Here is a 13,360-nt window from a genome sequence, read left to right on the forward strand (position 1 = left end):
GTGGTTGGCACAGGCTTTTTTATCAGAAGAAGGAAATTATAAGACAGGTGCAGGGGCAGCCGCTTCTCCGAAAAAGGCCGGCAGATACTCCCTATTCGCTTCCAGCATCTCATCCAGCATGGCGATGGCTACTTCCACAGAAGGGACGAGCGGGTGATGGGCTAACGCCTGGATCGCCAGGCTGCGGTCTCCGGTGACAGCGGCGTCGATGGCTAGCTGCTCATAGGTTTTCACGGCGTGGATCAGTCCTGTGGCCATCGGCGGAATCTTGGTCAGCGGCAGCGGGAGGGGGCCAGTCTTAGTCACGACACAGTTGACTTCGATGCTGGCATCATCCGGCAGGAAGTCCAGAATGCCCCGGTTCGCCACATTCAACGTCTGAATGTCATTGGTCCCGCTATAGAGTGAGCGCATCAGGTTCACGGCCGCTTCCGAATAAAAGGCTCCGCCGCGCTGCTCCAGCTGCTTCGGCTTCTCATCCAGCGCAAGGTCGCTGTAGATGGCGAACAGCTCCTCTTCCACACGCTTGACCACTTCGGCGCGGTTCCCGCCTTGCGCGGCGGCTTCCTGCTGTTCTGCGAGCATCGCATCGGTCATGTAGAAGTACTTCAGATAATACGAAGGCAAGGCGTGCAGCGACTGCAGGAACTCGGGGTTCCATTCGCGTGCCGGAACATTCTTTGCACTGTAGCCAGCGGTATCCTTCAGCATCTCCTGCAGCTTGTCTTCACCCTCCACATCAATGCGGGTAATCCAGTGCAGGTGGTTCAGGCCGACGAACTCGGCATAGATCCGGTCCGGGGCAGTGTCATACTTGGCTGATACCTGCTTAATCAGGCCAATCGGGGCATTGCACAGGCCGATACTCTTCACCTTGGAGTACCGCAGCACGGCTTCGGTGACCATGCCTGCCGGGTTGGTGAAGTTGAGCAGCCAGGCGTCCGGCGCCAGCTCCTCGATATCCCGGCAGATGCCGAGAATGACCGGGATGGTGCGCAGTGCCTTCAGCATGCCGCCGGGACCGGTCGTCTCCTGGCCGATCACGCCATATTTCAGCGGAATCGCCTCGTCGCGGGCGCGGGCATCCAGCATACCGACGCGAATCTGCGTGCTGACGAAGTCCGCCCCGGCAATCGCTTCGCGGCGGTCGGTAGTGAGGTGGACCTTGATCGGGAGGCCGGATTTCTCCACCATGCGCTTCGCCAGTGCGCCTACGATGTTCAGCTTGTGCAGGCCTGCTTCAATATCTACAAGCCATAGCTCCCGGACCGGGAGCTCCTTATAATGCAGGATGAAGCCTTCTACCAGTTCCGGGGTATAGGAGGAGCCCCCGCCAATTACGGCAATCTTAAGACCTTGGTTTGCTGTCAAGATGAATCACTCCTGTCTGGTGATGATCGTTGGAATAAGCTCAAATTCCTTGTAAGCACGCATCGTCTCATACATCTCCTGGCTGACGGTGATCCCGTCACTCTCCAGCGCCGACCAGACCGCGCCGACCACAGGCTCGGTGGACAGTGTGACCACCGCCGCCCTTGGTGCCGCTTCGCGCACTGCCTGCTCAATCGGGCCGCGAATCCAGCCGCGGTCGCCCCGGGTCAGCAGGCTTCCGGCCAGCACCACATCGAACTCATCATTCTCCATGCCGAGCCGATGAATGACAGCCGCCGCCGATTTGCCCAGCTCTACGCCCTGGCGGTTCAAGATCGCCAGCGCGGCGGCATCGCCCTCCGCCGCTGCCGGGAACAGCAGGCGGGCCGCATCCAGCGGCACCTGCTTCCCGTGATCCAGGAAGTCGTCGTACATGTCTTCCACCTGCTCATAGCCAAGCAGCCTGAGGAGCGGCTGCGTCAGCAGCGTAGGAACCTCGCGGCCGTCCCAGGCCCGGATGACCGTGCGGAACACCTCGATGTTCAGCGCACCACCGCCGCCGAAATCGCCGTACATATAATCGAAGCCGCCGCATTGGAAGTGGCGGCCCTCAGGATTCAGGCCCGCTGCATTGGTGCCGGTGCCGCAGATCAGGGCCACGCCGTAGGGGCGGTCTGTCCCCGCCCGCAGGCCGATCATCGGGTCACCGCTGATCGTGTACTGCGTGAAGCCGATCCGGCGGATCAGCGGATGCAGGATGTTATAATCGGTCTGGCGGTCCGCCCCGGCCAGCCCGAGGTAGGCATGGCGGAGCTGATCCAGCCGGAGCCCGGCTTCGGCCAGCGCTAGAGAGGCCGCTTCGCGGATGCTTGCTTCCGCCTGCTGCACGCTGGTCTGATGATTGCCGTTGCCGCTCCGGCCTTTGCCGAGGATGCGGCCTTGTTCATCGCATATGAGGGCGTAGGTTTTGCTGCCGCCCCCGTCGATTCCCATGTAGTAAGCCAATGTTTGTACCTCCTAAAGTGTAATCTTCGTCGATTCCCGCACAATCAGCTCCGGATCGATCTTAATATTGGAGCCGCGCTTCATCTCCCCGCTGATCCGGCGCAGCAGCATGTCGGCGGCGGCGACTCCGATCTTATCCGCCGGCTGGCGCATAGTGGTCAGATGCGGGTGGAGCTGGGAGGCGATATAGTGGTCGTCGTAGCCGACTACAGCAACCTCCTCCGGCACCTTTACGCCTGCCTCCATCAGGGCATTGATCACCCCGAGGGCGATATTGTCATCTCCGGCGAATACCGCCCCCGGCAGCTTACCCTCTGCGAGCCAGCGCTGCGCCGTGTCGTAGCCCATGGTGATCTCAAATTCACCGTGTACGATCTCGAACGGGGCGAGGCCCTGCTCCTGCAGCGCTTGCAGGAAGCCCGCGCGCCGCTCCCGCGTACTGCGGAACATCTCCTGCCCGCAGAGATGGGCGATGGAGGTATACCCCAGCTCCAGCAGGTGGCTGGCTGCGGCATACCCGCCTTTGAAGTTGTCGATGGTGATCGAGTAGCTGTCATTCTCCGGCAGCTGGTTGTCGATCAGCACATAGGGAATGCCCCGCCGCTTCAGCTCGACAATATAATTGTCCTCTTTGATCGGGGAGAGCAGGATAAGTCCGTCCACCCGGTCTTCCTGGATCAGGTAGTGGCTCTCGCCGGAGCCAATGCCATCATATACGGAGATCGCCAGATAATATCCGTGCAGGGCTAGCGTCTCATTCAGTTCCTTGACCACAGCATCGAAGAAGGAATCCTGCAGGGTCGTTACGATCAGGCCGATGATGCCGGTCTTGCCGCTGGCCAGACTGCGGGCTGCTGCATTCGGGCGGTAATCCAGCTCCTTGATCGCGTCGAGCACCTTCTGGCGGTTGTTCTCCCGCACAGACGTTGCTCCGTTTAATACCCGCGATACGGTGACCACGGACAGCCCTGATTTTTTGGCTACATCAAAAATACTTACTTTCATTTCAAGCGCTCCTTGCGGCAGATTGTCCGGTGCTTTTAAAATATAGAATTTATATGTTTCACACGATAAATTATCCTTCTATTTCTCGCTGAAACGGTACCGTCCTTTAAAAGGACGGCAAAGCCGTTTCCACTTATTCTATCTCCAGTATACAGGCCGCACCGGGGTTTCGCTAAACATATAACCATCGCCGGGCCGCTACCTCTTGATGATCTCCGTAACCTTCTTCTGAATCACCGGCATAACCTCTTCCAGGGTCTTGTGACCCGTCTCGACCGGCTGCAGCTCATTGATGAACATGTCGTTGATCTGCGAGTAGTTGGTGATCAGATGATTGTAGGATTCATAGCCGTATTTGACCGCGCCCTCGTAGACCTTCTTCACATCCTCCGGATCAATGCCGTCAAAATGCTTGTAATACACCTCAGCCGCTTCCGTATTAACTGGCGGATTTCCTCCGCTCAGCTCGATGGACTTCTCCTGGACTTCAGTAGTCATCAGGTATTTGATCCATTCAAAAGCTTCCTTCGGATGCTTCGAGTCCTTCAGAATCAGCAGCGGATCAACGAACAGCGTGCTGCGCACCTTGTCGTTGCCTCCCCAAGGCACGGCGGCTACGCCAATTTTGAACGGGAAGTCGTTAGCCCCCGCGAGGTTCCAGGAGCCGCCGATCGACATGCCGATCTTGCCTGCGACGAACGGGTCGCCGTTCTGTCCGGCTACGCTTTTACTCCACTCGGAAGTCGGGGACACCTTCTCCTTGAACACAAGGTCGAACAGCTTCTGGTAAGCGGCAATGACCTCGGGTGAATCGAAATGCGTCTCGGAAGGAACACCGCCGTTGGTCCAGGTATCTTCAGAGTAAGGCTCTGCCCCGAAGTACAGCGGCCGCATATCCCGCTCCGCCCAGGTGAAGTCTACACCGTACTGTGTTTTGGCGATATCGTCCGAGACAAGTGTCATCTTCTTGGCATCCTCCACCATGCGGTCAAACGTCCAGCTCTTATCTTCATAATCACTTGGCGGGTAGGAGACGCCCGCAGCATTGAACATATCCTTGTTGTAGAGCATCAGGGTGACGTACATATTGACCGGTATGCCGTAGGTATGACCGTTTACGGTATAGATTTTCATCAGATTCTCTGGGATATGATAATCCTCGGCTTTGAAGCCGTCTTCCTGAATAAGGTCCGTCAGATCCAGCAGCATATCCTTGTTATAGTATTCGGCAAAGCCGCCATATCCGTAATGGCTCGTCACATCCGGGGAATTGCCGCCGGCAATCAGTGTCTGCAGCTTGCTGTCGAACTGCTCATACGGTGCCTTCTCCACCTTGACCTTGATGTTCGGATGCGCCTTCTCGAAATCCGGGATCAGCTTCTCGATAAAAGTCCGGTCCTCGGAATCAATGGTATAGTGGGATATCGTCACTTGCTCCCCCGAACCGCCGGTATTCCCGGCTCCGCTGTCCCCAGCCGCCACATTGCCTGCTGACTTGCCGCCGCCGCAGCCCGCCAAGACTGCTGATACTGTCAGGGCTGTTGCGAGCAGCAGCGCATACCTCTTGCTCTTCATCATATTTTTCATTGTCCAATCCCTCCTGAATTTTCCAAGTGTTGTAACCCGAGATATCTTTGCTGCCTTACTTGATACCGGTCAGTACGATGCCTTCGACGAACTGCTTCTGGGCGATGGCAAACAGGGTGACGATTGGAACCATAGCCAGGACGGAGGCGACCATCAGCAGATGCCACGGCGGAATGCGGAAGCGCGATGAGGTGAGGGAAGCCATCCCTACGGGAAGCGTGAATTTGTCCGATGAGCTTAGATAGAGCACAGGGGTCAAGAGATCATTCCAGCTGTAGATAAAAGCAAAGATCGCAACCGTCGCCAGCGCCGGCGCAGACAGCGGCAGCGCGATGGTCCGCCACATCCTCAGCTCGCCGCAGCCGTCAATGCGTCCGGCATCGAACAATTCCTCAGGCAGCGTGGAGAAGAATTGCCGCAGCAGGAAGATGTTATACGCCGAGCCGAAGAAGGCAGGCACAATCAGCGGGAGGAAGGTGTCGATCCACTGCATTTTGGAGAACAATACGAACTGCGGAATCATAATGGCCGGATAAGGCAGCATCATCGTGCTCAGCAGCAGGATGAACCAGAAGTTGTTGCCGCGCCCCCGGTACCTGGCGAACCCGTAAGCAACCAGCGCCGAAGAGAGCAGGGTGCCGAATACGGAGAAGCCGGCGATAATCAGGCTGTTCTTGTACAATGTGCCGAACTGGAGAGTCTCAAAAATATCGACATAATTGCGTAAGGCCCAGCTCTCCGGCAGAAACGTCGGCGGGAACTTCAGCATCTCCCGTTTGGACTTCAGCGAGGTGGAGACCATGAAGAACAGCGGCAGCAGCATGAGAAACGTTGTGACTAGGAGCGCGGTGAAGCTGGCAATCTTAACGGGCTTGATTCTCCGGCGGAGCCGGGGGGGCGGGTCAAACGGGCGGGTGGCCTTAACGGTGCTCATCGGCTGCTGCCTCCTTCATAATGGACATAACGGCGCGACAGCCTCATAATGACCGCCGTGAACAGCATGACGACAATCAGCAGGACCCAGGCAAGCGCGGAGGAGTATCCGGCGCGGTATTCCTTGAAGGCACTGGTATACAGATTGTAGACGTAGAACCAGGTAGAGTAATTGGGTCCGCCCTGCGTCATTACGAAGGCTTGCGTGAACACCTGGAAGGAGTCGATCAGCCCCATAATCAGTTGGAACAGCAGGACAGGCGAGATCATCGGCAGCGTAATATTCAGGAAAATGCGGAAGCGCCCTGCCCCATCCAGATTGGCAGCTTCGATCAGGCTGGCTGGGACTCCTTGCAGACCAGCGAGGAAGAGGATCATGCCAGAGCCCGCTGTCCAAAGGGACATGATAATTAGGGCATACAGCGCTGTATCGGGATTCATCAGCCAGGCCGGGCCGTGAATGCCGAACCAGGAGAGCATATAATTGAAGAGGCCGATCTGCGGATTGAAGATCCAGTACCAGAGGAGCGACATGGCCACACCGGAGACCATACTCGGGAAATACATCGCTGTGCGGAAGAAGCCGCGCCAGGGGATGGTCTGATGCAGCAGCAGGGCGAACCCCAGGCCCAGCAGCAGTTGTACCGGAACGCTGATGAAGGTATATCTTAGGGTGACCTTCACGGAACGCCAGAACAGTTCATTGTGGAACATCTCCGTGTAGTTGGCGAGGCCGATGAATCTGGGCGGATGAATGATGTCATAGTCGGTGAAGCTGTAATACAGCGATGACAGGATCGGGTACAGGGCGAAGATCAGGAAGCCGACCAGCCACGGGGAAATGAACAGATACATGTAGAACGTCTGCCGCCGGCTCTCACTCTTAATCACGGACACACCAGCCTTTCATTGTTAAAAGTATAAGCGCTTTAACTTTAATGATAAATAAAAATGTAATTTACCAATTTTATTATAGTGGACAAATTATAAGTTAAATCGCTTTAACTTTAACGCCGTCCGTTGACCTAATCATAGTGGATGATCACCAAATAATCAACACTTTATTTCGGTAATAAAGCGTTACCAGTCAATAAATATAACAAATGAATGGATGATAATGCTGAAAATAGTGAAAATTCCGGTGTGAACAGGGGTTTTATGTAAGGTAACCTGACTTTTGAGGCGTGATTTCATGAAAAGCTCACCAGCGGGCGACCGATTGCTTGCCGGTTTTCGCCTACAAAGGGCCCTGCTGCCTTCGAGCTGCCCGATATAATCGGTTTTCCGATTACAATCGGCCCGGTAACCATCGCGCCGTCGAATGTAATCGGTTTTTCGATTATATTTGGTCTGAGCGCCTTTGCACTGCCGAATGTGATCGGTTTTTCGATTACATTTGGTCCGAGCGCCTTCATACTGCCGAATGTGATCGGTATTTCGCCTACAATGGGCCCGGTAGCGATCGCACCGAGAAATGTGTTCGGTTTCTCGCCTGCAATTTGTCCGATAGCCATCGCGTCGCCCAATGTGTTCGGTTTTTCGCATATGTTATATCTCCCGGAACAGAAAAAATCCGTCCGGCATTGCCGGACGGTCCTTGCACCATATCAGCCGGTGCGGCTTAATTCAGTTCCATTGGTGATCGCCGGACAGATACTTCTCGGTCAGTACCGACAGCAGTTCGATTCCGACTTGATTCTGTCCGCCTTCCGGGATGATCAGGTCTGCGTATTTCTTGGAGGGCTCGATGAAGGCCTCGTGCATCGGCTTCACCGTGGTCAGGTATTGCGTATGGATCGAACGGATGGTCCGCCCGCGTTCCTCGATATCCCGCAGCACCCGGCGCAGGATACGCACATCGGGATCGGTGTCCACGAACACCTTGATGTTGAGCTGCTCGCGCAGCTTCTCATCGGACAGCACATGCAGTCCTTCCAGAATGACGATATTATTCGGGGCAAGCTCCACAGTCTTCTCGGTTGAACGGGCATGAACCGTGAAGTCATACACGGGAGCGAAGGCGGCTTGTCCCGCTTTGAGACAATCCAGATGCTCGATCAGCAGTTCCGTGTCAAAGGCCAGCGGGTGGTCATAGTTAATGGCACCGCGTTCAGCCATGCTGAGGTAAGAATGGTCTTTATAGTAGTTATCCTGGGATATGAATGTTACTTTGTCAGAGCCAAGACGGTCAATCACGGAGCGCGCTACCGTTGTCTTGCCGGAGCCGGTCCCGCCGGCGATACCAATAATAAGCATGGTGAATTTATAAACCTCCCTAAGCAATTGCCTTTGCAATTCCAATATTGTAGCACAGCGGTCAACTTATTTCACCTTGCTGGAGAGGAATATCATGTGAACATTCTAATAATTCGGTTATTTTGTAGAGGAATGATATAATTTCAAGGATTCATACAGATCGGGTGCTACGAAGAAGGGGGCTAGGATAATAAAATGAACGAGGAGAATGCTTTAATGGAGGCGTTCGGCAGGACGCAGGTGCAGCTTGCTGGCCATGGCGGACGGGACGCAGCCGTACTCAAGAAGGCGCTGGCCAGTGTAGAGGACAGCCTTGCTGCGGACATGTACGGAACAGGGACGGTGATTGAGGAGTTCCAGGCAGAGATGGCAGAGGTGCTGGGCAAAGAATGCAGCGTGTTCTTCCCCAGCGGCACGATGGCGCAGCAGATTGCCCTGCGGATCTGGAGTGACCGTGAGGGCAGCAAAAGAGTCGCTTATCACCCGCTATGCCACCTGGAGATTCATGAGCAGGACGGCCTGAAGGAGCTGCATCATCTGGAGCCGCTGCTGCTGGGCAGTGCAGACCGTCTGATTACCCTGGAGGATGTGAAGGAGATGGGACCGGGGGTTGCCTGTCTGCTGCTGGAGCTGCCGCAGCGGGAGATCGGCGGACAGCTGCCGGAATATGCCGAACTGGAAGCGATATCGGGGTATTGCCGGGAGCAGGGAATTAAGCTCCATCTGGACGGGGCGCGGCTGTTCGAGGTGTTGCCTTACTACGGCAAGACGGCGGCCGAGGTCTGCGCGCTCTTCGACAGTGTATACGTCTCCTTCTATAAGGGCATCGGCGGGATTGCCGGAGCGATCTTAGCCGGCAGCCGGGAGTTCACGGAGACCTCGAAGATCTGGAAGCGTCGCCATGGGGGCGACCTGATCAGTCTCTATCCCTATATTGTCCCGGCCCGGTATTATTACCGGCAGAGAATCGGCAGGATGTCAAAATACTATGAGCAGGCCAAGGAGCTGGCAGCCTTATTCAACAGCTGCCATAAGGTATCCACGCTGCCGGAGGTTCCGGTCTCGAATATGTTCCACATCCACTTTGCGCTGCCTCTGGAGCAGCTTGCCCCTGTATTGATTGGGATCTATAATGAGACCGGCATTGGCCTGACACCACGGCTCAAGCCAATCGGCGAGGCTTCCTGCTATTATGAGATCAATATCGGCGATCATTATGGCGAAGCGGACCAGACGGCCCTCAGAAGCATGTTCCGGTTGCTGGATGAGCGGCTGAAGCAGCTCTGATCAGCAAACTTGCCAAGTTAAGCGAAGAAGCCTCTGCGGATCTTACCCGCAGAGGCTTCTTCGCTTAGGCACAGCATGGAGCAGCGCCTAAGCGCGGTATGCCAATCACCGCCCGCCTCACGTAGAGTCCTAGGCCTGACTCCGCAGAGCCATTTTTCGCACCGGTCCGGCCACCATCTGCTTCTCTGCCCCGTTCAGTCCGAACAGCCACATAGTAAGCACATAGATGAGGGAGTACAGGATGACATACATGCCCAGATACACGTAAGAAGTGATGCTCACGAAGCTAAGCAGGAACCCGCACACACCGGACAGCAGCACCACCGGAATGAAGACGCGGATGATCTGCAGCCAGAAATGAAGGATATCGAACTTCAATTTATACTTGTAGTACACATTATTCAGGCATACATTGATGATCATCCCGATAGCCGTAGCAATGGCGCAGCCTGTAATCCCCCAGATCCGGATGAACCAGAAGGTTAGGGCCACCTTCAGAATAGCAACAGAGAAATAGATGAAGGCCTTCACCCGGTGCATATTCATCGCTTCCAGCATGGTGGCGAACAGCGATTGCACAATCGATGTGATCTGGGGAATGATGATGATCAGCGCAACCGTGTATGCATATTTGTAATCCGGACCGAGCCAGATCAGAATGAAGCTCTGTCCGAACAACACGAAGCCCGAGACGATGTAGCCTACGATCAGCGCCTGGATTCTGCCTATTTTGACCAGCTCCAGCATTAAGGCCGCCTGATCTGCACCCTTGACGATCATCTTGGTGAGCTTGGGCAGATAGAAGCTGGCCAGCACATTGGAGAAGTTGAGAATATACGTGTTGAGCTGGGCAGCGATGGCGAAGACGGCGATAGGCGTGGCCCCGAGGAACATCCCGATGATCAGCGGATCGGCATTCGTATAGATCTGGAAGGCGATCGACGACAATAAGATATACGACGAGTAGCTGAAGATCTCTTTGAACAGCTTGGTATCGAAGCCGTGGAACCGGACCCTCAGATTCAGCTTGGTGCGGCAAAAGACCACGTTAATCACACCGATCGCCAGGTTCAGCACAAGCGCAACAGTAACCATTCCTGTCGATCTGAAATCGAACAGCAGGACCAGCACCATCATGGCCGGAGACAGGACCACGCGGATCAGATTGATGATTTTGAGATAGACGAACCGCTCATAGGCCGTAATGATCGAGCTGAAGATATTCAGCGGGAACGAGACAGCCACATTGATGGCGGCAATGATAAATATCGTCTTCAGAATGCCCAGCTCAGCTTCATCGAGGCTGCTAAAGATCGAATCGAAATTAAACACCAGAATCACACTGGCAAGTAAGGAGAGGAGTCCGATGGCTGAGAACAGCAGCAGGAACATTCCGTTAATATTGCGCTGGCCTGCGGAGTCATTCTCAGAGATGTATTTCGCATTGAAGCGGATGACCGCGCTGCCGAAGCCCAGATCCAGCAGGACGATGTAGGCGATGATGGAGTTCACCAGCGCGAATAATCCATATTCGGATTTCCCCAGGGTCGACACAATGAACGGCGTCGAGCCCAGGGAGATAATAACGCCTAGGAATACCGAAGCATAGGTTATGATTGCAGCAAGTTTTATATTTGTTTTCAAGGGTGGGATCGCTTCCTCGCTACAGAGAGTGTCTTGTGCTTATCTTAAGCGGTAACGATAGACGAAGCAGGTTCTCTAGCGCTGCTGCTTGCCATGGATTCAATGATCTGGCTGTAATGCTGGACCGAGAACTCATTATTGTACCGGGGGCGCTGGATCGTCTTCAGTTCTTCCAGCAAAGCCGGGATGTGCTTCACATCGTTCGTGAATTTTACATAGCCCAGATGCTTGATCCATTCGTAGCTGCCTACGACCTTATAATTGTAGTTCCCCAGTGCAATACAAGGTGTGGACGTAATCGCCGCAAAAATCATCCCGTGCAGCCGGTCCGTAATCACAACCTCGGCCTCCTTGAACTGATTCCATAAGGTGTTCAGCTCGTGATCCCGGTCTTCCAGGGAGACAGGGCGGAGAATGCAGGTATCCGTGAAGGTGGTGGTGCTGTAGTGCTTGGAGGTGTACTCCTGGATGACCTTTTTATCCTGCTCGCTGAAAATGCTCTCCTTATCGGCTCTAATGCACAGAAGGGCACCGTGGCGCTCCTTGGGAGGGTCAGTGATGTCCAGGGACATTACAATGTCCGGCGTTAACAGTACTGCGTTGTTTCTGAAACCTGCTTTCATAATTTCGTACGACGTTGCCTCTCTGGCGACCAGCGTGAGGTCCTTGTGGGAGCCATAGAGGTCCTGTGTCTTCTTGAACTCCGCGCGCCCAAGCTCGGTATCACCGAAGTAGATGGTCTGCGGGAAGACGATGATTTTGTTATTTGGGAACTCGGAGATAATCTTGCGGCGTACCTCTTCCTCACGGAAATACTCGATCCCGAAGTTGCCTCCGCCCTGAAGCACGAAGATATCCTCCGGCGAACAGAATTCCTCCAGACACTTCATGTTATGCATCAGCCGGTTGGCGACAATCTCAATCAGGGTATAGTCAGGAAAAGCTTTCCGCAAAAAATTCATCTGCGCATAAGTGATGGCGTGATCGCCCAGATTGTCATGCTCAGGGGAGCCGACGACGTAAATGGCTTTCGTCTTGTCTTTATATGCATTCCGGTAGCTCAGATAGCCCTTATAGTATTGGTAAACGGGAATATTGCTTACATAATTGCGGAAAGACAGCGGCAGGATCTTCTCAAGGGCTTGGCTCATATCATATTACTTCCCTTCAAACGGAGTTTGGAATAATACAGCATTTTGTATACCGTGGAGCTGGTCAGAATAAGCAGGGCTGCAGTCTTCATCTCCCGGCGGATGATGCGGTTGCGCAGGATCGCGGAGGTATGCTTGCTCAGGAACCCGCCCAGCTCGGCCAGATATTCCTTGTTAACTGCAGTCTCGCCGGTAATCAGCTGGAAGTTGCACAGCTCAATGCCTTCGGTTACGGTCCGGGATAACGAGATTTCTTTGGCGACCGGATAGTTTTTATCCTGAATCGTCTCGTAGATCTCCAGCGCCGCACGGAAGCGGTCGTAATATTTCCGGTTGTTCATCGCTCCGGTGATGCTGTCGCTTCGCTTGAGATACAGGTATTTGGGGGAGTCCAGCGAGACGGTCTTGTTCGCCTGGAGGAATAATTTATAGGTGGTAAAAATGTCCTCGAAATACCGGCCGACCGGATATCTCACCTGGCTGAACAGCTCAGCCTTGTACAGCTTATCCCAGGCAAGGTTCTGGATCTCGGTATCCTCAAGCAGCTTGTCAATGGCTTGCGCATTATCGTATACACGCACCTGGTGCGTGAAGGACTTTTCCAGCTTGACATCATCCTGTACCTCGCAATGGCCGCATACAGCGATATCTGCATTGTGGGCGGTGATGAGTTCGTACAGGGCTTCGTACATGTCCGGTTCAATCCAGTCATCGCTGTCGACGAACCCGATATACCGGCCCTCTGCCACATCAATTCCATAGTTGCGGGCATCGGACAATCCGCCGTTCTGCTTATGAATGACGACAACACGCGGGTCCAGCTCCTTGTAATACTCGCAAATCTCGCCGCACTTATCAGGTGATCCGTCATTGACCAGAATCAATTCAAAATTGCGGAAGGTCTGCGCCAATATCGAATCCACACACTTCCTCAGGTACAGTTCCACGTTGTAGATAGGCACAATAATACTTATCTCTGGCTTCACTCGAGCAGTCACTTCCTTTCCCGGTTCTGATTCGGGTCTACGCGTCACTATATTTGTGATAATCTTACTATCCGGGTCAAAAGGTTGTATATACTACTAAAGTGTACTTATCGCTTGAGGAGGGGCGTGAACTGC

12 protein-coding genes are annotated in these 13,360 nt (G+C 54.3%); 1 reads left to right on the forward strand and 11 read right to left on the reverse strand.

All coding sequences use genetic code 11. The annotated features are described in order from the left end of the window. Positions 1–36: 36 nt before the first annotated feature. The 8 genes from MKZ07_RS24755 to udk all read right to left on the reverse strand — a co-directional run bounded on the left by MKZ07_RS24755 (position 37) and on the right by udk (position 8,157). Positions 37–1,371, reverse strand: a complete 1,335-nt coding sequence (locus MKZ07_RS24755; protein WP_036691289.1) for a 6-phospho-beta-glucosidase — start codon at positions 1,369–1,371, stop codon at positions 37–39. A 6-nt stretch (positions 1,372–1,377) separates the two neighbouring features. After that, entirely contained in the window at positions 1,378–2,376 is a 999-nt protein-coding gene (locus MKZ07_RS24760; protein ID WP_341028250.1) for an N-acetylglucosamine kinase, read from the reverse strand. Positions 2,377–2,388: 12 nt separating this feature from the next. After that, positions 2,389–3,381 carry a LacI family DNA-binding transcriptional regulator gene (locus MKZ07_RS24765; protein WP_036726344.1) on the reverse strand — a complete coding sequence of 331 codons (993 nt, stop codon included), beginning with the start codon at positions 3,379–3,381 and terminating at the stop codon, positions 2,389–2,391. A gap of 198 nt (positions 3,382–3,579) precedes the next feature. Beyond that, the gene (locus tag MKZ07_RS24770) at positions 3,580–4,968 is read right to left on the reverse strand and encodes an ABC transporter substrate-binding protein (RefSeq protein ID WP_341028254.1); all 1,389 of its coding nucleotides are present in this window, start codon (positions 4,966–4,968) and stop codon (positions 3,580–3,582) included. A gap of 55 nt (positions 4,969–5,023) precedes the next feature. Continuing rightward, positions 5,024–5,902 (reverse strand): carbohydrate ABC transporter permease, encoded by an 879-nt coding sequence (locus MKZ07_RS24775; protein WP_341028257.1) that lies wholly within the window; start codon positions 5,900–5,902, stop codon positions 5,024–5,026. Next, positions 5,899–6,792 carry a carbohydrate ABC transporter permease gene (locus MKZ07_RS24780; protein WP_340827743.1) on the reverse strand — a complete coding sequence of 298 codons (894 nt, stop codon included), beginning with the start codon at positions 6,790–6,792 and terminating at the stop codon, positions 5,899–5,901. Before MKZ07_RS24780 ends, MKZ07_RS24775 begins: the two co-directional genes overlap by 4 nt. A gap of 299 nt (positions 6,793–7,091) precedes the next feature. Then, positions 7,092–7,415, reverse strand: a complete 324-nt coding sequence (locus MKZ07_RS24785; protein WP_341028260.1) for a hypothetical protein — start codon at positions 7,413–7,415, stop codon at positions 7,092–7,094. 112 nt (positions 7,416–7,527) lie between these two features. Continuing rightward, entirely contained in the window at positions 7,528–8,157 is a 630-nt protein-coding gene (gene udk, locus MKZ07_RS24790; RefSeq protein WP_036726376.1) for a uridine kinase, read from the reverse strand. Between the two features lie 195 nt (positions 8,158–8,352). On the opposite strand from udk, the gene MKZ07_RS24795 reads away from it, so the two are divergent. Further along, positions 8,353–9,444 (forward strand): threonine aldolase family protein, encoded by a 1,092-nt coding sequence (locus MKZ07_RS24795; RefSeq protein ID WP_341028263.1) that lies wholly within the window; start codon positions 8,353–8,355, stop codon positions 9,442–9,444. A 129-nt stretch (positions 9,445–9,573) separates the two neighbouring features. Here MKZ07_RS24795 and MKZ07_RS24800 read toward each other — a convergent pair whose 3' ends face one another. From MKZ07_RS24800 to MKZ07_RS24810, 3 genes are read right to left on the reverse strand one after another with little or no spacing between them, the layout of a single operon-like run. Then, a complete protein-coding gene (locus MKZ07_RS24800; protein WP_341028265.1) occupies positions 9,574–11,088 on the reverse strand; it encodes an oligosaccharide flippase family protein in 1,515 nt (504 codons plus the stop codon). Between the two features lie 44 nt (positions 11,089–11,132). Beyond that, a complete protein-coding gene (locus MKZ07_RS24805) occupies positions 11,133–12,239 on the reverse strand; it encodes a polysaccharide pyruvyl transferase family protein (protein ID WP_341028267.1) in 1,107 nt (368 codons plus the stop codon). After that, positions 12,236–13,225, reverse strand: a complete 990-nt coding sequence (locus MKZ07_RS24810) for a glycosyltransferase family 2 protein (protein WP_036691276.1) — start codon at positions 13,223–13,225, stop codon at positions 12,236–12,238. The genes MKZ07_RS24805 and MKZ07_RS24810 overlap by 4 nt, the downstream gene beginning before the upstream one ends. Between the last annotated feature and the right edge of the window lie 135 nt (positions 13,226–13,360).

It is taken from the genome of Paenibacillus sp. FSL P4-0338, from assembly GCF_038002365.1.
GTDB lineage: Bacteria > Bacillota > Bacilli > Paenibacillales > Paenibacillaceae > Paenibacillus_AQ.